A 22,071-nucleotide genomic window follows, 5' to 3' on the forward strand; every position below is an offset into this window, starting at 1 on the left:
GTTAACCAATTTTCTCATTTAAAGCTATATCTATATATTGATAAACATCCATAGAGTTACGCTTTGCTCTATATTGATATAGTTTATCAACACATATTTTATTCACTAACACATCATAGTCAGGTTTATTCGATTCTCTTGTAATGAAATGTTCGCCTTTCATTTTTTTAATAATATAGTCAGTAATTGACTTTAATGAATGACTTTCACCACTTCCAAGATTAAAAAGACCCGTCGCATTGACTTTAATTAATTCTACAATTGAAAAGGCCATATCTTCAGCGTAGATGAAATCTCGAACTGGATTGCAGTCTTCATAAAAAGAGAATTTATTACCTGAAAGTACTGAGTTAATTAAAACATCGATAAAACCATGCGTCGTTTTCTTCTTATTCCCATAAGGGTTTGAAACTCTTAAGCATAGGTAATCACAATCGTTAATTTGACAATGCTTCTCTAAATAGAGTTCCTCAATAACCTTTGCCTTTCCATACCATGAAATAGGATTAACTGTGCTTTTTTCAGTGTGCCTAATATCATTTTGTTCTCCATACACTGTTCCTGCAGAAGATATATGAATTAACTTAGCAACCTTACCAAGCTTTAATGACTCACTTAAACTGATCGCATTTTGCCATAAATTATTAAGTGTATCAGTGGGATTTTCTTCATAGTCCTTGGGCTTTGCAGAGCCTAAGGCATTAATCACAATAGATGAACATCGAAAAACATCCAAAAGAGCATCTTTATCCGTTAAATCAACCTTTTTAATTCTTGGGTCTTCACTTTCATCTCTTGAAATTCCAACCCAATCAATTTTTCTATCATCTAGTTCTTTAGCTATTGCACTTCCTAAAAAGCCAGTCGCTCCTAGCAAACAAATCGAGGTGGTTTTTTCTTTCATTATAAAAGTTCCTTCCACCAATCTTCGCTGCCAAGATACCATTCAATTGTTTTACGAATACCCGTTTCAAATGACTCTGCTGGTTTGTAGCCTAATTCATTATTTGTTTTAGTTGCATCAATCGCGTAACGCCAATCATGCCCAGCACGATCTTCTACAAAAGTAATGAGATCTTCTGCTTTGTTATCTAACGCAGCTTTAGCTAATGGATAGTCAGCTGCTAGTTTTGAATTTTTATTAAACTGCTCATTTAAAAGCTTACAAACTAATTTAACAATATCGATATTTGCCCACTCATTGTGACCGCCAATATTATAGTTCTCACCTAGGCGTCCTTTGTTTAATACAAGTTCAATGCCACGCGCATGATCCTCAACATATAACCAATCACGAATTTGTTGCCCATCGCCATACACAGGTAAAGGTTTATCAAACAAAATATTAGTAATAATCAACGGGATCAATTTTTCAGGGAAATGATATGGACCATAGTTATTTGAACAATTCGACGTTGTTACTTCTAAACCATACGTATGGTGATAAGCACGTACTAGATGATCAGAGGCAGCTTTAGACGCTGAATAAGGGGAATTTGGAGCATAAGCTGTTTCTTCAGTGAAAGCTGGATCGTTTGGTCCTAGTTCACCGTAAACTTCGTCTGTTGAGACATGGTGGAAGCGATGTTTAAGCGGTGCTTGACCATTTGCTTTCGGCTCATCAATCCACACTTTTTTAGCGGCTTTAAGTAAGCTGTAAGTACCAATAATATTAGTTTCAATAAACGCATCTGGACCAGTGATTGAACGGTCAACATGTGATTCAGCAGCAAAGTGCACTAATGTATCAATGCTATGCTCTTTTAATAACGTTTCTACTAAAGCAGTATCGCAAATATCACCCTGTGCAAATACAAAATTTGGGTTATTTTCAACTGATGCTAAACTTTTACGATTACCTGCGTAGGTTAATGCATCTAATACCACGACTTTATCTTGAGGATTGTTTGCAAGCCAATATAAAACGTAGTTTGCACCAATAAAACCTGCACCACCTGTTACTAATAAATTTCTCATGTCGTTATTCCATCTTTTTGGGTTAATATTTGTAACGTTGTCAGGTTCTAACTTTTTAGTATCACAACGTTTAATTAAATTGAGCAGAATTCCTTATCTAAGGTTTATTAACTGCTGTTTTTTACAATTTAAGGTTTCAATTTACCTTATTGTTAACTTATTTAGATAAATCTTTTAATCTTCAATTTGCTTTTAATTCATCCATCATAGTCGACAACTGTTGGCGCCAATGAACTGTTTCTACACCACTTTCTTGTTCAGCTGACTGTTTATCTATCACGCTAAAGCTTGGACGTTGCGCTGGTGTAGGGTAAGCACTTGCTGGTATTGGACGCACTGGAATGGTTTTATCAAGCATGCCTTTTTCCACCGCTAGTTCTTGAATGGCTACGGCAAAGTCATACCATGAACAAACACCTGCATCTGTCCAATGTAAAATCTTAGCGGCATCTAATGTTGATTCAGTGTTTTGGTTTTTTTCCACTAATGCCCAAATCATGGTCGCTAACCCTTTTGCCCACGTCGGCGTGCCAACTTGATCGTAAACAATACCTAATTGCTCTTTTTCAGCCATTAAACGCAACATTGTTTTGACAAAATTATTACCATTGACAGAATATACCCAAGCGGTACGAATAATGATCGCTTGGTTACCTAAAATAGCATTCACTTTACTATCACCAGCAAGCTTTGAAGCGCCATAAACATTGATAGGATTAACTTGATCATTTGTTTGATAGGGAGTTGTTTTAGTACCGTCAAAAACAAAATCCGTTGAGACATGAATTAATTTTGCTGATATCTTTTTACAAGCCAACGCGAGATATTCACTGCCTAGATCATTAACCGCATAGGCAGTTTCTGTGTCGGTTTCAGCTTTATCCACTGCAGTATAAGCAGCTGCGTTGATGACGATGTTTGGCTGAAATTGTTCAATCGTATGATTAACTTGATCTACGTCGGTAATATCTAAATCTTGTGCAGAGCAACTGAGTAGTTGTACGTTTTTAGGCGCTAGCTGTTCTAACTCCCAAGCTAACTGCCCGCCTTTCCCTGTAATTAATACTTTCATAACAACCTTACTCATTTTCATTGTGTGTTTTTAATGCCGTTGACGTTTACTTGTTAAAAGTGATATCAAGAGCGCAAGTCTACCTAAAAAATGAGATCGAGTCACATTCCCTTTACAAAAAAAAGATATTTTTTTGTAAATCGGTAGATAATTCAGACTGCTTAATGCACTAATTGTTGCATCAGGTATCATTTTATTTTTTTGTTCGAAGGCTTTAAAAGCGATCGCTTGATTTATAATCGCTTGTTGGCTTTTTTTAAAAGCTTTTAAATGTTTAAAAAATTGAAAACATAAAGAAAACAAACCTCTTTTTTTCGCTCCAATTACATTTGATTGATGCTGACGATATTGAATTAATGCTTGATCAATAAACACAATTTCACCACAACGATGTGCAACCAACGCTAACCACCAATCATGCATATACGCCTTTTCTGGCATAGGTAACGCTTTATCAATTAATGCACGGTTAAATAACATGGTACAACCTGAAATAACGTTCTGTTGGCATAGTTGATTAAACTTTAAATACCACTCTTTATTTATGTTTTTTAGTTTGAAATAGCTGCTGCAGATCGGTTGTAAATTTTCATCTACGATTTGTTTATCGCTAAAAATTAATAAGGGTGTTTGTGGAGGAGAAGTGCTTTCAGCTTGCTTTAGGTGTTGCATAGAGAGTTCTATTTTATGAGGCAACCAAATATCATCTTGGTCACATAGCATAACGTAATCTGCTTTGCTCTTAGTTAATCCAAAGGCAAAGTTATCTTTAGGTCCTTTTTTTCCACTATTATTTTCAATCCAGAATATTCTGTTATCTTGTTCGGCTAATGTCGCGACTATATTTTGAGTGTTATCCGTTGAACCATCATCTATGACAATGATATTATGAACCCATTTATGATAGCCGATATTGTTTCGTATTGACCTTATTTGTTCCGCCAAAAAGGCTTGACCATTGTAGGTCGCTAATACAATATCAATCATTTTTTATAACGATTTTGATATTCAAGGCTAGAATTTAATGCAGACTCTTCCTTTTTACCAAATGAATATTTAAAGACACTTTGCACATGCCAAAAGAAGTATTTACTTAAAAACTGTTTACTTGAACAGCGTCTGAAATGGACTGCTTTAACATTCTCAAAATATTCCAGCGGAAAGCCTGCTTTATTAGCTCTAAAACTAAAATCAATATCTTCGCAATACATATAATAACGTTCATCTAAACCATTAAGCTGATTATAAACATCCGCTTTTACAATCATAAAAGCGCAACTTGCCCAATACTCTTTATCTGGTGACAAGCCTTTTATACGATTTACCATGGTAGAACGGTCATTGAGTAGGTAGGTTTTTATGAAGCTAGAAAATTTAGGATATAGGCGAATATTATCGTCTTGCACCATCTCTTCTCTATCTAAGTAGAGATTAGCGACACCTAAGCCTGTCGTGCCTTTTTTTAAATGTTCAATTAACGTTAATATATTAGACTTGGTGATAAATACATCTGGGTTTAATAGGATGAAATAATCGTCTTCTTCCATACCCAGTTCAAATTTACAATGCATGTAATTCGCATTGTTATTCGCAGAAAAACCTTGTTCATTACCATTTGCAATATAATGAGTGTCATATTTATCACAATATTTTTTTAGCTTACCAACAGGGTCATTGTCCCTACATACTACGGTTATATCATCGTATTTAGATAATGTTTTAATGGTGCCTAGATTGATAATCACATCATGATGGCGATGGGAGACTATTGAGATAAATATGTGCATTAATTACAGCTTCGGCGCGTCAGAGAAGCTTAAACCGTTTTCATCTTTAGCAGATAATAGTGGTTTTTGATCAGGGTTGATTGGCCATTCGATATTAATTTTAGGATCATCCCATTTAATTGAGACTTCTGAACTTGGATTGTAGATATCTGTACATTTATATACAAATTCTGCTTCATCTGTTGTTACATAAAAGCCGTGTGCAAAGCCTTCTGGTACCCAAAGTTGACGTTTATTTTCTGCTGATAATAAGACACCGACCCATTCGCCAAATGTAGGAGAGTCTTTACGCATATCAACTGCAACATCAAATACTTCACCTTTTGTTACACGCACTAATTTACCCTGAGTATTTTCTGTTTGGTAATGTAGGCCACGTAAAATACCGTGACTTGATTTACTGTGATTTTCTTGAACGAATTCACGCTCACCACACTGTTCGTTGAATAATGAAGTACGGAATGTCTCCATAAAGAAACCACGCTCGTCACCAAACACTTGTGGTTCAACAATTTTTACATCAGGAATATTTGTTTCTATAAATTTCATATATACACTCAGTTATAAATTAGATAACACTTAATAATATTAAAAATCAACACCATCGCTCATCTCAACATAATTGCGATAGCTATCAAGCGTAGCTTGATATTCGGGGCGCTGGCTTTAGCCTGCCAGTATGCGAGTTATCGCATACGACGATTAGCTTCGCTGAACAAAGCGAATCATAAATGACTAAAACAAACCAAAACCCAAAACCTAAAGACTAAAGACTAAAATCAAAACAAGCAGGCTAAAGCATGCGCCCCTTACAAGATGTATCGTATCTTACAATGTTGTTCATCAATTACGGTATATCATAAAATCAACACCATCCTCATCTCAACATAATTGCGATAGCTATCAAGCGTAGCTTGATATTCGGGGCGCTGGCTTTAGCCTGCAGGGGTTTGTGTATTGTTTTTTGATTGTTAACTACAAAGTCAAAAAACTAACACATGTAAACATTAAAATCTGCAAGCTAAAGCATGCGCCCCTTACAAGATGTATCGCATACAACGATTAGCTTCGCTGAACAAAGTAAACCATAGATGACACTAGGTTCAAACTTCAAGTTCAAAAGATTAAGGTCAAAACAAGCAGGCTAAAGCATGCGCCCCTTACAAGATGTATCGTATCTTACAATGTTGTTCATCAATTACGTTATATCAAAAATCAACACCCTCGCTCATCTCAACATAATTGCGATAGCTATCAAGCGTAGCTTGATATTCGGGGCGCTGGCTTTAGCCTGCAGGGTTTTGTGTGTTGTTTTTTGATTGTTAACTACAAAGTCAAAAAATCAACACATGTAAACATTAAAATCTGCAAGCTAAAGCATGCGCCCCTTACAAGATGTATCGTATCTTACAATGTTGTTCGTCAATTACGTTATATCAAAAATCAACACCAACACCTAAAGGCTAAAATCCAAACAAGCAGGCTAAAGCATGCGCCCTTTACAAGATGTATCGTATCTTACAATGTTGTTCATCAATTACGTTATATCAAAAACCAACACCTAAAGGCTAAAATCAAAACAAGCAGGCTAAAGCCAGCAGGGTTTTGTGTGTTGTTTTTTGATTGTTAACTACAAAGTCAAAATCAACACATACAAACATTAAACACTGCAAGCTGAAGCATGCGCCCCGAAAACCAAACACCGAAATCAATACATGTAAACACTACAAGCTTTTGAACTTGGGGCGCTGGCTTTAGCCTGCAGGGGTTTGTGTGTTGTTTTTTGATTGTTAACTACAAAGTCAAAAAATCAACACATGTAAACATTAAAATCTGCAAGCTAAAGCATGCGCCCCTTACAAGATGTATCGCATACAACGATTAGCTTCGCTGAGCAAAGCGAATCATAAATGGCACTAGGTTCAAACTTAAAGCTCAAAAGATTAAGGTCAAAACAAGCAGGCTAAAGCCAGCGCCCCTTACAAGATGTATCGTATCTTATAATGCTGTTCGTCATTACGTTATATCAAAAATCAACACCAAAACCTAAAGACTAAAATCAACATACTATTAAGGTTATAGTTAACTAGGTGCTTGGTAGAATTCTGCGCTCTAGCAAGCTTAATAGGTATTCGCCGTAGCCTGATTTTTTCAATGGCTCTGCTAACTTTCTGATACCTTTCTCGTCGATGTAGCCCATACGGAAAGCGATTTCACCTGGGCAACATACTTTTAAGCCTTGGCGTTTTTCGATAGCACGGATGTATAATGCGGCATCTAGAAGATCATCTAATGTACCTGTATCTAACCATGCAGTGCCACGGCCCATTACTTCTACTTTTAGCGTTTCATTCGTTAGATATTGCTCAATAATGTCAGTAATCTCTAATTCACCGCGTGGTGATGGTTTTACATTTTTTGCATATTGAACAACATCAGCATCGAAAAAGTATAACCCTGGTACTGCGTATGATGACTTTGGTTCCGCTGGCTTTTCTTCAATTGAAATAGCTTGCCCTGCATCATTAAACTCTACAACACCGTAAGACGTTGGATTTGAAACATAATAACCAAATACCGTCGCGCCTTTTTCTTGTTGATTGGCTCTTTGTAATGATTTAGCTAAATCATGACCATAGAACAAGTTGTCGCCTAAGATTAACGCAGCAGGACTACCATCTAAAAACTCTTCGGCTAATAAAAATGCTTGTGCTAAACCATCTGGACTTGGTTGTACTACATATTCAATTTTAACACCCCATTGAGAACCATCTTTTAATAGTTCTTTAAATCGAGGTAGCTCTAACGGTGTCGAAATAACTAATATTTCAGTAATACCTGCCATGAATAAATTAGACAGCGGATAATAGATCATAGGCTTGTCATAAACAGGCATTAATTGCTTACTAACTACTTTTGTTAACGGATAAAGCCTTGTGCCTGAACCGCCAGCGAGGATAATTCCTTTGCGGTTTAATGGGTTATTATTCATGTTAATTCCTTTTCTTATTTACTTTAAAGTTTGATACTTATTCAAATTTATTTTAATTCGCGAATAGTGCTGACAATTATTTTCCCTATGCCAAATGCGAGGCTTAATAACAGTAAAAATAACGAAATATTATAAACCACATCGGGATACTTGTTGTCTTCACTTAATGTTGCTTGCTCAACAACGATCAAGTATTTAAGTTGACGATAGGCTTCTATTCTTGATTTCTCTAATGAGATTTGTGAAGAAGTATAAGCCTGTAACGCCAAATCCATTTTGATTTTATAGTCAGTAAATTTAGATAAAAGTTCACTAATCGGAATCTCATCTAACCCAGACTGTGATAATTTATCTCTTTCTATTTCCAATTGTGCATTAAGTGCTTTTAACTCATTCTGCAGGCCTCTCACTTGTGGAGAATTTGCACTCATGATCGCTCTAATCGTTTTTATTTCTGTTTGTTTAACGGCAATCTGACTCTCAAGCGTGTAAGTAATTTGTTGCTTTGCAGTCCCTTCAGCCGTTGGATCAAGTAGGTTATATTTCTGCTGATAGGTTAATAGATCTTTTTGTGCATCAGCTAAACGTTGTTCTATTAGTTTATGCTCACCTTGCATAAAGCTTAACTGTGCATTCGCTAATTGATGCCCTATTGAGTTAATAAACCATTCTGCTCGTTCAACCACAGCATTCGCTAACAATTGTGCATACTCACTATCAAATGCCTGTGCACTAATGGTGATAACCCCTGATTTATCATCGATAATCACGTCAAGGTGCTCTTGATAATATTGGTCTAGCGTTTCTCTTGAATCTGACTCATGAATCCCACTGAAGTAATCAATAAACGATTGAGAGTAATGTTCTCTTAATGCAATTTTATTGTTTAAGTAATCAATCATGTCATTAGAATAGATGTAAGCTTTCACTAAATCAGGATCAGAGCCTCCACCTGAACCACCTAGTCCAGTTAATAAGGCCATACCGGAATCTAATGTTGAGGCACTATCTGGTTGTTGAACAATCACTTTAGATTGGCTCTCAAATCTTTCGGTAGCCCATAACGTCTGATAAACTGCAAATAAGAAGGTGGGCAAAATAACCAGTAAAATAAATGGAGAAAGATCTAATATTTTTTTAAATTTAATATTTTTTATAGATGCTTTCACGTCATCAGTAACCGAGTTAGTTGAACTTTTTATCGAAGAAGCCTCAGTATTTAGTTTGTTTTTTTCATTGCTTAAAAGAGTAGCATTCTCATCGTTCCCTTCACTTTTAACTGTTTTTTTTGCTTCGCGTTTACTTTGACTTACTAAACGTTTCACTCGCACTAAAATACGCTTTGACAGTTGAGGATCAGACTCTTCTACAGCCTTTGCCTCATTTGTTAAAAACTCTATACTATTAAACTCTTCAGGTTTAAGTCTTTTTCGTAAAGCTAAAAATCGTTGTTCAGGCATAATTCAAAATAAAGGCTATAGGCTATGAACCTAAAGGCTTAAATATAAAAAAGGAACTTTCCAACCTTTCGGTTTTCCAGCAATTATTATTTACCGGCTTATCGCCTGTTTCCAGGCAATGTGATAACAGGCTAGGGCAAAAAAAACACTTATCAATGTGACCATATCTAAATAAAAGAAACTTACACCAATGTCGCCATAATTTGGATATCCAGAATATCTAATTAACTCCACCGCATGTAAAATAGGGTTCCAATCTAAATAATGCCAATACTCCCTAGGGATATCTTGTAAACTAAAAAATATTCCAGATATAAAGAATACTGGCCGTGTTATAAATACTTGCAATTTATTAACTTCAGGTACATAACAACCTGCTAAAGATAATATCATTCCTACCGACATCGCAATTAACCAAACCCTTAAGACAATAAAAATAACTTCAATAGGGTCATTCATATACAAATCAAAATGAGCAAAAAAAGCGATTGTCATTAAAACAATAACTAAAAATATTTTCACTAATAATTCAAAGCCAGCAATCGCAATGATTGAACTTATCGGTTGTACCTGTCTGAATGCATACAGAGGTTTATTTTTTTGAATTGATCTTGATACTTTCTCTAACACCCCTAAAAAAAACTGTATCAACACAACCCCATAAACAATAAAATAAATAGTAGGCATCCCGTGTGTTTCGCCACTATCTAAAGCACCTCGAATAGCAACCATAACTACGACCATTAACATCGGAGAAACCAAAGCCCAACTTAAGCCGAATTTATCACTAAAATTACTTTTAATTTCCCTTAAAAAGATAGCAAATATCACATCACCCCATACTTTTAGGGTTGAGCGTTTTTTAACTGATGCCATTAAACCAATCTCATTGTTATAGGTTGAGATAGGCTTATGAAATATTGCATTACATCAGCATTCATTATCGAATCGCCACGTTTGCTGCAATAGCAATTTGATAAACTATTTGGGTAATATCTTTCACTGCTTGCACAATTTTAGTATCCACTTTAGGTAACACTAAAATTTGATCACCGCGCTGAATTTTCATGTTTTTGGCTTCTTCGCCTTCTCTCACAAAAATAACAATGCCATTAGCACGAACAATTGAAATACGCTCATCTTCAGCTCTATCGGTAAAGCCCCCAGCCCAAGCGATATAATCATCTACCGTTGCATTAGGGTTAAACACAACGGCTTGCGGCATTAGCACTTCACCACCAATATTGATTAAGTCTGTGTAATGCGGAATAACAATTTGGTCGCCTTTCTCTAATAAAATATTAGCGGTGGTGCCATTGTCAGAAACAATCACCTTGCCTAGCGGTTTAACCTGTCTTGCTTTTTCAACAAATTGCATCACCATTTCCGCTTCTTTTGCACGAATAGAGGCTTCACCATCTGAAGATGCTGGGGCAGTAAATACGCTTCGTTCAAGTCTGTCTAACGAATCATCTAAGATTGTCTTTTGACGTTCAGCCACGCTTTTACGCAGGATATAAATAGATTTGTTATCAGTAAGTTCGGGTACGATTGGAATCGCATTTAATACATCATGTAAACGCGCACTTTTTTTGACGGCAAAATATGATGGGCCTAAATAACTACCTGACACTTGAACATCGATGACTTGTGCGTGAGAGTCGTCGTTAAATACTAAGCTGTCACCATCTTGTAATGTGTAGTTTAAGAAGTCTTTATATTCTAAGTAGACAGAGAAAGGGCCTGTTGCTCGATTACCAAACACACCCACATGGCTTATTTTGGCAAGCGGTAAGGCAAATTGAGCCAGCTCACTACCTTTAGTTTGAATATTTTTTAGTTCGAATCGGAAAGGGTTTTTAACACCACCCGCAACATTAACCGCCGATTTTTGTGGTTTAACTAAAATAACGTCTTTATCTTTAAACGTAATATTCGGTAATGTTCCTGTTTGAATGAAGGTATATAAATCGACCTCTTCCAGTATTTTGTTATTACGAATAATTTGGATACTGCGGTAACTTCCTCGATCAGAGTCAATGCCACCAGCACGTTTTAAAAAGTACAATACGCTATCTGATGCCATACCGGCATATTGTCCAGGACGTATGATAGCCCCTGATAAGTAAACACTAACTGGTGTTGCTGTTAGTAGATTGACATAAACTTCGACGTTATTGGTGTAGGTTTGTGTTATTTTTGATTGGACGAGTTTATTGATATTACTCGCAGGTACATCTAATACGTTAATGGGGCCAATATTAGGAATAAAGATATTCCCTTGGCTATCAACTGTTGCAACATTGGAGTAAGTGACCGCGCCCCAGATCCAAATATTTATTTTATCGCCCGCTGCGATCAGGTAGTTTTCATTTAAGCCATCAACTCGCTCTGTTTCATATCCACCAGCGAACAAGTTTGCGCCGTATGGCGGTGGGTTATCTTCACCTGAAGAAGGTAATAATTCACGAACATCAACTTCACCTGGTAGTAACACACCTGAGCGATTTTGCTTTTGGTAAGATCCTGTTTCTAAACTTGTTTCATTATCACTTGCTTGTATTTGCGGTATGCCGTTGCTTGTTCCATTTTGCAGATCAATAGAGCTTGGCTCAAAAGCGGCAAATGCATTAGGCAATAAAAAACAGCTTGAAAGTATGCTCATCGTCGCTATTTTTAGTAAGTCCATTTTTAATAAATTCATTTTTTAACTCAATATTGAATAAGTTTGTGGAGCTGTAAATCGTTTGTGCTCTATTGATAACTCTTTATAGAGTAAAGTTATCGCTTATAGAACAATGTTATTGTTTTATAGAGCAAGGCTATTGTCTTATAAAATAATGTTATCGTCAGATTCGATAATCGCATTTTCTAAAAACCAAGATTTAACTAATATAGTGTTTTCTTTATAAGTAATTTCACAAGCAATTCTTTTTTTAGACGACAGTCCAGATTCTGAGAAAATCATCTTACGACATGGATAACCTAATGCAGAGACATAAGTAGGCATCACACTAACGTCATATCTTCCATGCGTTAATCGTGTAGAAGAAGGGTCACTTAGTATGGTAGAAAAAGTCGCAGGTAATACTTCTAGATTAGGTTTTGCTTCATTAGCACTGACCAGAGGAATAGAAGCATAAACTTCTCTCGGTTTACTGGTACATGCAGTTAGTGCTAGAACAACAGGCACTAATAAGTATTTATAATGTTTAGAAGATAAAATATTAATCATAATTAAAGCTCTTTAAATACCTAAAAAAAGATAATTTTTATAAAAAAAGAAGAGGATAATAACAAAAAGGTACTATTTGAGCAATCTATAAGCGCATGCTTGAAACACTCTCTTTTTCAAAAGTTCCTAAGAAATAAACCTTTATATTTATTTTTATATTGTTAACAATCAATTCATCATATTTCAATTTAAAATAAAGCTAAATATTAAGTAAAATATCAAACAACAACAAAATATCTTTCCACTTTTAAAAAATTAATATTTTTATAATAAAAGCGGCTCAATAATATTTTTAAAATTAGTACAATATTTTAAGGACTAGTGTGACACCATGATCGCATTAATATAAAATATCTTATCAACTAATTTTATTTGTACTTTATTTTAAAATGATGCTTGTTAAAAATTCATTTACGATAGCCTGTAAGCCTTATTCACATTCTATAAAAGTTAACATTCCTATGATCAAACGCACTTTTACTACTCCTTGGCAAGATTATGAACTCATTGATGCCGGTAATAACCAAAAGCTTGAGCGTTGGGGAAATGTATATACAATTCGCCCTGAAATGAATGCTTACTTTGAGCCTGTACTATCAAAAAAACAGTGGTTGGCTAAAGCACACTTTGAATTTATTGAAAGTAGTAGTAGTGCCGGTGAATGGGAGACACTACAAGGTAATTTGGAGCATGATTGGCGAATTAAGTTCAATAACATCACAATTAATTTGCATCTGACTAAATTCAAACATGTTGGGTTATTTCCAGAACAACGCGCTAATTGGGATTTTATTGCTGATAACCTTCAATCTGGCGACCGTTTCTTGAACCTCTTTGCTTATACAGGTGTGGCTTCATTAGTAGCAAGAGATCAGGGCGCTGAAGTGCTACATTGTGATTCTGTTAAGCAAATCATTAAATGGGGCAAAGAGAACATGGAGTCCTCTGGTTTAACAGATGTGCATTGGGTTTTAGAAGATGCATTGAAATTTGCTCAGCGTGAAATAAAACGCGGAAAACAATACCAAGGCTTGATAATGGATCCCCCTGCTTTTGGTATTGGTGCAAAGAAAGAACGCTGGAAGATTGAAAACAAATTCCCAGAGTTAATAGAGGCAGCTTTAGCATTACGCGCAAAAGGTGGTTTTATTATTGCCAACACTTATTCCCCTCGCCTAGATGCAGAACGTATTCGTCAAATCACCAGTGATTTATGTAACGGCGAAAAAGTACAAGTCACCACCCTAAGCGTAAAAAGCCAAACAGGTAAAATATTAGATTACGGATTGAGAACAGTTATTACTGGGAGTTAGTATAGACAGTTAATACAGGCTGTTGGTTTTGCAGGATTAGTTTGCTTTACAGTCAGTAGCTTTAACTTTAGTGTGTAGACTTCAAGGAGTTTACACACTTTGTAATGGTATTGACTTCGAGCGAATGAGACGAAGCTTTAGCCTGCAGGGGGTTATGTGTTGATTTGGCTTTAAGTTGGATAATAGAAAGTATGGAAGGCAATATCACCCCCCCTAAAAATCAACACACAAAAGATCTGCAAGCTAAAGCGTGCGCCCCTAAAATAAAAAACTACAAACTGAAAACATAACTCGTAAATTCTAAAACCAACACATAAAAGATCTGCAAGCTGAAAACAGGACTCACAGAGTTCCTCAGCTCATAATACTAGGCTGTCGCCTAATTCGCCAAGCGCCCTCAATTCAAAATCAACACACCGAAACCTTTTAGCTTTCTACAACTATTCTTAGCCTTTAGCTTCAGTCAACAGCAGATTATGTGTTGTTTTGACTTGTTGCTACAAGTTTATGAGCCTTTGACTCTGGGGCGCATGCTTTAGCTTGCAGGGGTTGTGTGTTGTTTTTTCTTTTAACTTCACACAAAGTCAAAATCAACACATGTAAACATTAAAATCTGCAGCCTGAAAACAGAACTCGCAGAGCTCCTACACCCATGACAATAGGTTTAATCACTCACTTTCATAAACCCCATAAAACCGCTTTTTTGCATCTTTTAATTCTGCTTTATATGCATTATTTTTAATATATTGATAAGTTATTTGAAACTGCTTTTCAGTTCGAATGGCTTTGTCATAATAACTTTTCTCCCATAATTTTCCTGACTCAGTTTTGTATTTATTGATGACAAAGGCGCTACCTCCTTTAATATTTTGCATGATGAGGCTTAGCGGCTGGATTTGTTGAAAAAGTAGATGTACATGGTTAGGCATAATAGAGACTGCAAATAAGTTGTAATCTAATTTATCTTTAGATTTGAATAATGAAATAAGCAAAGGAATGGTTTCATTATTTAATATTGCCCCTGCCCTGCTAGTATCCAAAAACTGATCTAACTGATGCTGTTGCTTAGCGGTACTTTCGATTATTTGCTTGTTATGTTTTTTGAGGTAGTAGGTAACACTTTCATGTGTTCTAAATGTTACGAACTGAACAGTATTTTTCTGATCTATGTGGAATAAATTACTACTCATTTTTACCTCATCGCTATGACAGATAATTAGCTTTAGAGATTAAGTTTAGTTTAAAATTTGAAGTTTAGTAAAAAGTAAACATTGCTTTATCTTAGTGATTGTTAGACTTTGACTTCGGGGCGCTGACTTTAGTCTGGAGGATTTTGTGCATTGTTTTTGGTTTTAAATTAAAAAGTACAAAATCAAAGTCAACACATGTAAACATTAAAATCTGCAAGCTGAAAACAGGACTCGCAGAACTCCTCCGCTCATGGCACTAGGCTGGCGCCTAATTCGCCAAGCGCCCCTAAAATAAAAAAACTCATGCACCAAGTCAAAATCAACACATGTAAACATTAACTCCTGCAAGCTGAAAACAGGACTCGCAGAACTCTTCCGCTCATAACACTAGGCAGTCGCCTAATTCGCCAAACGTCCCAAGGTCAACAACTAAAGCACTCTAGTGCTTAGTAGTATGAAGAGCTCTACAGCACTGATGCCGATGAAGATAAAGGCTAGGCATTGCCAGAATTTTACTGGATCTCTTTCTAGGAGTGACTTTTTGGGTTCTTGAATTGTTTGTCTTTTTTGGATGACGGTTAGTTCTGCAATAAATTCGCTCATGGTGCTATAGCGTTTATTGGGTTTTGGATCTAATGCGCGTCGTAATACGTTATCAAGTCGGCTTGATAACTCTGAGCGGTGAGTTTGGATGGGTTGGTAAATCCAAGTGTATTGTCTTGCTCTGTCTAATGATTGTGCTTGGTTGGCGGGATAAGGTAAATACCCCGATAACAGCTCATAGGCAATAACCGCAATGGAGAATAAGTCTGACAACGACGAGCTTTGGTTATCGTTTAAGTATTCTGGTGCGATGTAATCTACTGCTCCTAAGGGTTCTTCTTGTTGTTCTTTTACTATCTCTTCAAAACCATTAACTTTAACGGTACCGAAGTCGATTAACTTAACTTCATTTTGCCCTGAGATAATAATATTTTCAGGTTTTAAATCTCTATGCACCATACCCGCACGCTGTAAGACACGGACTGCATTCACTATTTTTTTAATGATGTCATAGGCTTGATCTAACTCAGGTTTAGGGTTTTCTTGCATCCATTGTCTTAATGGCATGCCTTCCACATGTTCACATATATGATATAGAAAAACTGAACCTTTGATATTGTCTGCAATCGACATGACATTGGGGTGATTAATTGACTGCCCTACCCACTGCTCTTTATAAAAGCCTAATAGGTAATTTACATCTTCTTCAAAATTGAGTGATGGCATTTTCAGCACCACTTTGTTTTGGGTGCTTTTGTCCGTGGCTAGATAAACATGGCTACGTGCCCCTTCATGCAATATTTTATCTATTTTAAAACAATCAATTTCGTTACCTACCTGTAATGCTGGCGGGATATTTAAACTGCTTAAATGTGAAAATAACTCGTTTAAATTGGATCTAGGTAATGAGGTTACTTTTACCAATAAACAACTGATATTGTCGCTGCTGCCTTCTGTTAAAGCATCATCACATATTTTTTTAGCCAGTAGCTCAAATTCTTGTGTTGTTGCCTCTTCTGTTAATTGGCTTAAATAAGCCTTTAAGCTTTCTTTAGTTAAATAGTCATGTACACCGTCACTGCTTAACATGAACAGGTCACCGACTTGTAATGGGATTGTTTGATAGTCAATATCAAGGTGGCAATCCATGCCAAGTGCACGTGTTAATACTGGGTTTTGTTTATAAACAGCACGACTGTGATCATGTGATAGTTGTTTGAGTTCTTCATCTTGATAACGATAAACGCGGCTATCACCAATATGCAAAATATGGGCTGTTGTAGATTTAATAACGACACTGCTGAAAGTGGTGATTAAACCATTATGTCGAAGATCATCTTGATTATGTTGATATAACCAACTGTTAAGGGAGTTAAGGACTTTGCTTGCGGATTGTTTAACATCCCAGCTTTTGTTGGTGCTGTAATAATCAGCAATGAATTGGGTAACACTGGTGTGGCTGGCTTGTTGTCCTTTATCGCTACAACTTACGCCATCAGCAACACAGGCCACAATGCCTTTCATCTTTTTTTCTGACTCTGAATACGGGTCTTTTACTGCAAAAGCATCTTGATTAACAGAACGTTTACCTGCCGTGGAATAGCCACCGATACAGACTTTTAATGTTGGTTCTGTTTGACTCTTATTCATTGATATTTTTACCTTAATTTTTTCATCCCTCATTTTATAATGAGGGATGAAAATATAGCTTAGTGAGCACCTACATCGATTAGGGTAACACTACCATCTTCGTTTACTTCTGCAATTTTACCTTTAGGTTCAGTCATCAACGATAATGTTAAAAGCCCTAAGAAAGCAGTTGCTGCAATCACGTAAAAGAAAATTTGGTAACTAACAAAAGATAACACCGTTAGGTAAACTACTGCACCCACGTTACCGTAAGCACCGGTCATACCTGCAATTTGTCCTGTCATACGACGTTTGATTAGTGGAACCGTTGCAAATACAGCACCTTCACCCGCTTGTACAAAGAAAGAACAAATCATAGCAGCAACAACAGCAACCCATAATGTCCAGCTACTTTCGATTTGCGCCATTAATAAGTAACCTAACGCTAAACCCGCCGTTAAAATAAGTAAGGTAGATTTACGACCAAACTTATCTGATAACCAACCGCCACCTGGGCGAGACACTAAGTTCATGAAGGCATAAGCTGATGCCACCATACCGGCAACAACCGGTGTTAATTCAAATGTTTCTAGGAAAAATAAAGGTAACATTGAAACAACGGCTAATTCAGAACCAAACGTAGCAAAATAAAGAACGTTTAATACGGCTACTTGTTTGAATTTATATTGGTGTAGTTCTGGTACTGGTGTTGTAAAGATTGATTTGTTAACTTTCCAAACCTGTGACCATTCGTAAAGATATAGCGCAAATAGTAATGCATAAATAACATAACAAACGGTGTTAGAAATCATCCCTACGTTATCTGGTGATAGTTTCCAGGCTAGCAATGCTAAAGCCGCATACATTGGGATCTTCATAATAAGTAGTAAGAAGAAGTCACCTTTTGATGTTACTTCCATTGCTGTTAAGTTAGCAGGTTTGAAGTAAGTAGAACCTTTAGGTGTATCTGTTACGTTTGCGTAAAAAATAAAACCAAATACTAAACTTAGTAGACCCGTTACGACCATTGCGTAACGCCATCCGTCTTCGCCACCAAATAGTAATGCCAATGTTGGTAAGCTGAACGCGGCAGCCGCACTACCGAAGTTACCCCAACCACCGTAAATACCTTCAGCAGTTCCTAGCTCGTTATGTGGGAACCATTCAGAGACTAAACGGATACCAATAACAAAACCTGCACCAATGAAACCTAAAGCAAAACGCGAGATAGCCGCTTGCAAGAAGTTTTCAGAGAAAGCAAAAGTAAAACATGGGATTGAACATAGAATAAGCAGAGCAGAATAAACTAGTCTTGGGCCGTATTTATCGGTTAATGAACCAATAATAACACGCGCTGGAATTGTCATTGCCACGTTAAGAATAAGCAGTGTTTTAATTTCTTCAGTGCTTAAACCCAATGTTTCTTTTACTGATTGTAATAATGGTGCAAAGTTAAACCAAACGGCAAACGTGATAAAAAAGGCCATCCAACTTAAATGCAGTGTTTTCATTTTCCCTTGAAAAGAAAAAATATTAAAAGAATCCTTACTCATATATATCCTACCTGTCTTTATACAAAATTAACGAACGTGATGGATGCCCAAGCACCTAACAACTAATCAATCTTATTTACTAAAACAAGTTATTCCATGGTTAGAAATAACTTGTTTTTAAAGGAACATTAAGCCGCTTTTTTTGCTGTGAATTGCTTATTCATAAAGTGGCTTAGCGTCATGTGTTTACTGTAATAGATGATTAGCTCGCTTCTTTAAGCTGAACTTGTTCATTTTCAATACGCACGTTAAAGATTTTGATTTTATGTTCTTCAGAATCTAAACATTCGCCCGTTGCTAAGTTAAAACGCTGTTTATACAAAGGCGATGCAACATAAATAATATCTTCTGTTGAGCCAATGATGCCGCGAGATAAAACATTAGCATGTCCAAATGGGTCAAAGTTAGCAACGGCATAAACGTTGCTGCTTTGTTTACATAAGAAAATAGCGACTTGTTGTTCATTGTATAGCGCGCAAATACCTGCATCTGGTGTTAAGTCGTTAATAGGGCAGATATCTGTCCATGTTGTATTGCTTGATGTAATGTCCATTTTATTATTCCTATTCGACTAATTCAGTAATTTCAATTTCTTTTGCTAAAGGGAAGCGTTGACCCCTTATCACTTTAAACGCAAGACCTGTATCAACTTCCTTACTGTTAATAAAGTGTTTAAAGCGTTTCAGTTTTTCAGGACTCTCAATCGTTGTTTTCCATTCACATTGGTAATTTGCAACGTTACTTTCCATTTCTGCTTCTAACTCGGCATTAATGTTGAGTGAATCATTGAGAATGACCTCACGTAGATATTCAATACCACCTTCTAAGTTTTCTAACCATACTGAAGTACGTTGCAAACGATCTGCCGTGCGGATATAGAACATGTAAATACGATCAACATAAGTACGTACTTGTTCGTCAGTTAAATCAGAGGCAAATAAGTCACCATGACGAGGACGCATACCACCGTTACCACCGAAGTATAAATTCCAACCACCTTCTGTTGCGATTAAACCAAAGTCTTTACCTTGCGCTTCTGCACATTCACGCGTACAACCAGAAACACCAAATTTCACTTTATGAGGAGAGCGTAAACCTTTGTAACGATTTTCAAGATCAATCGCAAAACCGATACTGTTTTTAACACCGTAACGACACCAAGTATTACCAACACAAGATTTAACAGTACGTAGCGATTTACCGTAGGCATGTCCTGTTTCAAAACCTGCATCGACTAATTTTTTCCAAATAACAGGTAACTCATGCAACTGTGCACCAAATAAATCGACACGTGCGCCGCCCGTTACTTTGGTATAAAGGTTAAACTCTTTTGCTACTTGACCAATCACGATTAGCCCGTCAGGCGTTACTTCACCACCAGGCATACGTGGAACAACCGAATAAGTACCATCTTTTTGCATGTTACCGAGGTAGTTATCATTAGTATCTTGCAAACCGACATGTGCATCTTCTAATACATATTCGTTCCAATAAGCAGCAAGAATGTTAGCAACGGCAGGTTTACACGTTTCACAACCAAGACCTGAACCGCAATCTACTAATAATTCAGAGAATGTTTTAATTTTTTTAACACGAATGATGTCAGCGAGTTCTTGACGAGAATAAGCAAAATGTTCACAGATATCTTTTTTCACTTCAAAACCAAGACTTAATAATTCACTATCAAGCACTTGTTTTGCTAGTGCAGTACAACCACCACAGCCTGTTGCTGCTTTAGTTGATGCTTTAAGTTCACCCATGTTACAACAACCAGCTGCAACCGCGTTTTTAATGTCACCTTTAGAGACATCAAAACACGAACAAATTGCCGCTGTATCTGGTAACGCATCAACGCCCATTCCAGCGGCTTCTTCACCACCTGATGACGGTAAAATAAGCACACTTGGGTTCGCAGGTAGTTTCATATCATTTAGTTTTAATTGTAATAATGTACCGTAAGCTTCTACATCACCTACCAATACTGCGCCGACCATTTTTGTGCCATCAGCTGAAACAATTAAACGTTTGTAAACTTGTTCTATTTCATCGTGATAAGTATACGACTGTGCCCCCGGTGTTTTACCGTGCACTTCACCAATACTGGCTACGTCAATACCTAACAACTTCAATTTAGTACTCATGTCTGCACCGGTAAACTCAGTGTCTGAATCTCCATGCATGTGTGCAGCAGCGACTTTTGCCATTTGGTAACCAGGCGCGACTAAACCGAATATAAAGTTTTCCCATAACGCACATTCACCAATTGCGTAAACATCTTCAACACCTGTTTCACAATGGTTGTTAATGACGATACCGCCACGCTCACCAATTGGGATACCTGTTTTACGTGCTAGTTCATCTTGTGGGCGAATACCCGCAGAAAAGATGATCATGTCTGTTTCTAAATGTGAACCATCAGCAAAATTCATTCTGTAGCGAGAGGTTGTACCTGCAACGATTTCTGTGGTCGCTTTTTCAGTATGTACATGCACACCTAAGTCTTCAATTTTGCGTTTTAGTAATGAACCGCCGCCATCATCTAACTGCACAGCCATTAAACGGGGTGCGAATTCAACAATATGTGTTTCAACACCTAAATTAACCAGTGCGTTACCTGCTTCAAGCCCTAGTAAACCACCACCAATAACAACACCAATTTTACTCGTTTCACCTGATTTGGTGATATCTTCTAAATCATCAATAGTACGATATACATGACAATGTTCTTGGTCATTACCTGGAATAGGCGGAACAAATGGGTAAGAACCTGTCGCTAGTACTAGTTTGTCGTAGCTTTCAACGCGACCACTTGCCGTGATAACGTTTCTGTTATCAAAATCTAAATCGACTACTTTATCGTTAAGGACAAATTTGATGCCATTTTCTTCGTAATAAGCAGCATCTGTTAATGCGAGATCTTCAGCTGTTTTGCCTGAAAAGAAATAACTTAATTGGACGCGGTCGTAAGCAAGGCGAGATTCTTCAGAAAAAGTAATCACCTCATATTTGGTTTCATCATTACCGATAATTGTATCGATAAATTTATGGCCTACCATGCCGTTTCCAACTACAACAATGCGTTGTTTACTCATAATTGTTATTTCCTTTTAACTTCTATTTTGTAGTGTTCACTTAGTCTTACTTAATAAGTGCCTTAAAGTGTCTGTTGCAAGACAGAAGCCAATAACGGAAAACTATCAAATAAAAACAAATACATATAAAAATTCAAAGAGTTACAAGGAATAAATCAAAAGAGTTATTTTTCACTAGACAAATTAACCGCTTCAAATGTTACTAAAATGTAAACAAACAGTGCATGT

Annotated in this window: 17 protein-coding genes; 1 reads left to right on the forward strand and 16 read right to left on the reverse strand. The window is 36.6% G+C overall.

Annotated features, from left to right (window positions below):
• Nucleotide 1 precedes the first annotated feature (1 nt).
• The 11 genes from SP041_RS12215 to SP041_RS12265 all read right to left on the reverse strand — a co-directional run bounded on the left by SP041_RS12215 (nt 2) and on the right by SP041_RS12265 (nt 12,523).
• Nucleotides 2-904 carry an NAD-dependent epimerase/dehydratase family protein gene (locus SP041_RS12215; RefSeq protein ID WP_025564771.1) on the reverse strand — a complete coding sequence of 301 codons (903 nt, stop codon included), beginning with the start codon at nt 902-904 and terminating at the stop codon, nt 2-4.
• Entirely contained in the window at nt 904-1,977 is a 1,074-nt protein-coding gene (gene rfbB, locus SP041_RS12220; RefSeq protein WP_025564772.1) for a dTDP-glucose 4,6-dehydratase, read from the reverse strand. Before rfbB ends, SP041_RS12215 begins: the two co-directional genes overlap by 1 nt.
• A gap of 181 nt (nt 1,978-2,158) precedes the next feature.
• Nucleotides 2,159-3,049, reverse strand: coding sequence for a dTDP-4-dehydrorhamnose reductase (gene rfbD, locus SP041_RS12225; RefSeq protein WP_025564773.1), 891 nt, complete (start codon nt 3,047-3,049; stop codon nt 2,159-2,161).
• Between the two features lie 30 nt (nt 3,050-3,079).
• Nucleotides 3,080-4,036: a glycosyltransferase family 2 protein gene (locus tag SP041_RS12230; RefSeq protein ID WP_025564774.1), complete on the reverse strand. Its 957-nt coding sequence runs from the start codon at nt 4,034-4,036 to the stop codon at nt 3,080-3,082.
• Entirely contained in the window at nt 4,033-4,836 is an 804-nt protein-coding gene (locus SP041_RS12235; RefSeq protein ID WP_025564775.1) for a glycosyltransferase, read from the reverse strand. Before SP041_RS12235 ends, SP041_RS12230 begins: the two co-directional genes overlap by 4 nt.
• A 3-nt stretch (nt 4,837-4,839) precedes the next feature.
• Nucleotides 4,840-5,385: a dTDP-4-dehydrorhamnose 3,5-epimerase gene (rfbC, locus tag SP041_RS12240; RefSeq protein ID WP_025564776.1), complete on the reverse strand. Its 546-nt coding sequence runs from the start codon at nt 5,383-5,385 to the stop codon at nt 4,840-4,842.
• Between the two features lie 1,537 nt (nt 5,386-6,922).
• Nucleotides 6,923-7,828: a glucose-1-phosphate thymidylyltransferase RfbA gene (gene rfbA / locus SP041_RS12245; protein WP_025565861.1), complete on the reverse strand. Its 906-nt coding sequence runs from the start codon at nt 7,826-7,828 to the stop codon at nt 6,923-6,925.
• A gap of 47 nt (nt 7,829-7,875) precedes the next feature.
• The gene (locus SP041_RS12250) at nt 7,876-9,288 is read right to left on the reverse strand and encodes an LPS biosynthesis protein (protein ID WP_025565862.1); all 1,413 of its coding nucleotides are present in this window, start codon (nt 9,286-9,288) and stop codon (nt 7,876-7,878) included.
• A 90-nt stretch (nt 9,289-9,378) separates the two neighbouring features.
• Nucleotides 9,379-10,164 (reverse strand): ABC transporter permease, encoded by a 786-nt coding sequence (locus tag SP041_RS12255; protein WP_025565863.1) that lies wholly within the window; start codon nt 10,162-10,164, stop codon nt 9,379-9,381.
• 64 nt (nt 10,165-10,228) lie between these two features.
• On the reverse strand, nt 10,229-11,992 hold the full coding sequence (locus SP041_RS12260) for a polysaccharide biosynthesis/export family protein (RefSeq protein ID WP_025565864.1): 1,764 nt from the start codon (nt 11,990-11,992) through the stop codon (nt 10,229-10,231).
• A 126-nt stretch (nt 11,993-12,118) separates the two neighbouring features.
• Nucleotides 12,119-12,523, reverse strand: a complete 405-nt coding sequence (locus tag SP041_RS12265) for a hypothetical protein (RefSeq protein WP_025565866.1) — start codon at nt 12,521-12,523, stop codon at nt 12,119-12,121.
• A gap of 461 nt (nt 12,524-12,984) precedes the next feature.
• Between SP041_RS12265 and SP041_RS12270 the strand changes: the two genes are divergently transcribed.
• Nucleotides 12,985-13,836 (forward strand): class I SAM-dependent methyltransferase, encoded by an 852-nt coding sequence (locus tag SP041_RS12270; protein WP_025565867.1) that lies wholly within the window; start codon nt 12,985-12,987, stop codon nt 13,834-13,836.
• 668 nt (nt 13,837-14,504) lie between these two features.
• On the opposite strand, the gene SP041_RS12275 is transcribed toward SP041_RS12270, so the two are convergent.
• From SP041_RS12275 to nirB, 5 genes are all read right to left on the reverse strand, one after another.
• A complete protein-coding gene (locus SP041_RS12275) occupies nt 14,505-15,026 on the reverse strand; it encodes a transposase (protein WP_025563997.1) in 522 nt (173 codons plus the stop codon).
• Between the two features lie 429 nt (nt 15,027-15,455).
• Entirely contained in the window at nt 15,456-17,219 is a 1,764-nt protein-coding gene (locus tag SP041_RS12280; protein ID WP_025563999.1) for a bifunctional protein-serine/threonine kinase/phosphatase, read from the reverse strand.
• A gap of 59 nt (nt 17,220-17,278) precedes the next feature.
• The gene (locus SP041_RS12285) at nt 17,279-18,751 is read right to left on the reverse strand and encodes a NarK family nitrate/nitrite MFS transporter (protein ID WP_025564001.1); all 1,473 of its coding nucleotides are present in this window, start codon (nt 18,749-18,751) and stop codon (nt 17,279-17,281) included.
• Between the two features lie 202 nt (nt 18,752-18,953).
• Nucleotides 18,954-19,304 (reverse strand): nitrite reductase small subunit NirD, encoded by a 351-nt coding sequence (nirD, locus tag SP041_RS12290; RefSeq protein ID WP_025564003.1) that lies wholly within the window; start codon nt 19,302-19,304, stop codon nt 18,954-18,956.
• Between the two features lie 10 nt (nt 19,305-19,314).
• Nucleotides 19,315-21,843: a nitrite reductase large subunit NirB gene (nirB, locus tag SP041_RS12295; protein ID WP_025564005.1), complete on the reverse strand. Its 2,529-nt coding sequence runs from the start codon at nt 21,841-21,843 to the stop codon at nt 19,315-19,317.
• Nucleotides 21,844-22,071 lie beyond the last annotated feature (228 nt).

Source organism: Psychromonas sp. SP041, from assembly GCF_000470315.2.
Lineage (GTDB): Bacteria > Pseudomonadota > Gammaproteobacteria > Enterobacterales > Psychromonadaceae > Psychromonas.

Excerpts from the sequence above, each read along its gene's own strand:
- SP041_RS12265 (WP_025565866.1), bottom strand. The coding sequence starts at position 12,523 with ATGATTAATATTTTATCTTCTAAACATTATAAATACTTATTAGTGCCT.
- SP041_RS12285 (WP_025564001.1), bottom strand. The coding sequence starts at position 18,751 with ATGAGTAAGGATTCTTTTAATATTTTTTCTTTTCAAGGGAAAATGAAA.
- SP041_RS12275 (WP_025563997.1), bottom strand. The coding sequence starts at position 15,026 with ATGAGTAGTAATTTATTCCACATAGATCAGAAAAATACTGTTCAGTTC.
- rfbC (WP_025564776.1), bottom strand. The coding sequence starts at position 5,385 with ATGAAATTTATAGAAACAAATATTCCTGATGTAAAAATTGTTGAACCA.
- SP041_RS12280 (WP_025563999.1), bottom strand. The coding sequence starts at position 17,219 with ATGAATAAGAGTCAAACAGAACCAACATTAAAAGTCTGTATCGGTGGC.
- SP041_RS12260 (WP_025565864.1), bottom strand. The coding sequence starts at position 11,992 with ATGAATTTATTAAAAATGGACTTACTAAAAATAGCGACGATGAGCATA.
- SP041_RS12250 (WP_025565862.1), bottom strand. The coding sequence starts at position 9,288 with ATGCCTGAACAACGATTTTTAGCTTTACGAAAAAGACTTAAACCTGAA.
- rfbA (WP_025565861.1), bottom strand. The coding sequence starts at position 7,828 with ATGAATAATAACCCATTAAACCGCAAAGGAATTATCCTCGCTGGCGGT.
- nirB (WP_025564005.1), bottom strand. The coding sequence starts at position 21,843 with ATGAGTAAACAACGCATTGTTGTAGTTGGAAACGGCATGGTAGGCCAT.
- SP041_RS12270 (WP_025565867.1), top strand. The coding sequence starts at position 12,985 with ATGATCAAACGCACTTTTACTACTCCTTGGCAAGATTATGAACTCATT.
- SP041_RS12230 (WP_025564774.1), bottom strand. The coding sequence starts at position 4,036 with ATGATTGATATTGTATTAGCGACCTACAATGGTCAAGCCTTTTTGGCG.
- SP041_RS12255 (WP_025565863.1), bottom strand. The coding sequence starts at position 10,164 with ATGGCATCAGTTAAAAAACGCTCAACCCTAAAAGTATGGGGTGATGTG.
- rfbD (WP_025564773.1), bottom strand. The coding sequence starts at position 3,049 with ATGAAAGTATTAATTACAGGGAAAGGCGGGCAGTTAGCTTGGGAGTTA.
- SP041_RS12215 (WP_025564771.1), bottom strand. The coding sequence starts at position 904 with ATGAAAGAAAAAACCACCTCGATTTGTTTGCTAGGAGCGACTGGCTTT.
- rfbB (WP_025564772.1), bottom strand. The coding sequence starts at position 1,977 with ATGAGAAATTTATTAGTAACAGGTGGTGCAGGTTTTATTGGTGCAAAC.
- nirD (WP_025564003.1), bottom strand. The coding sequence starts at position 19,304 with ATGGACATTACATCAAGCAATACAACATGGACAGATATCTGCCCTATT.
- SP041_RS12235 (WP_025564775.1), bottom strand. The coding sequence starts at position 4,836 with ATGCACATATTTATCTCAATAGTCTCCCATCGCCATCATGATGTGATT.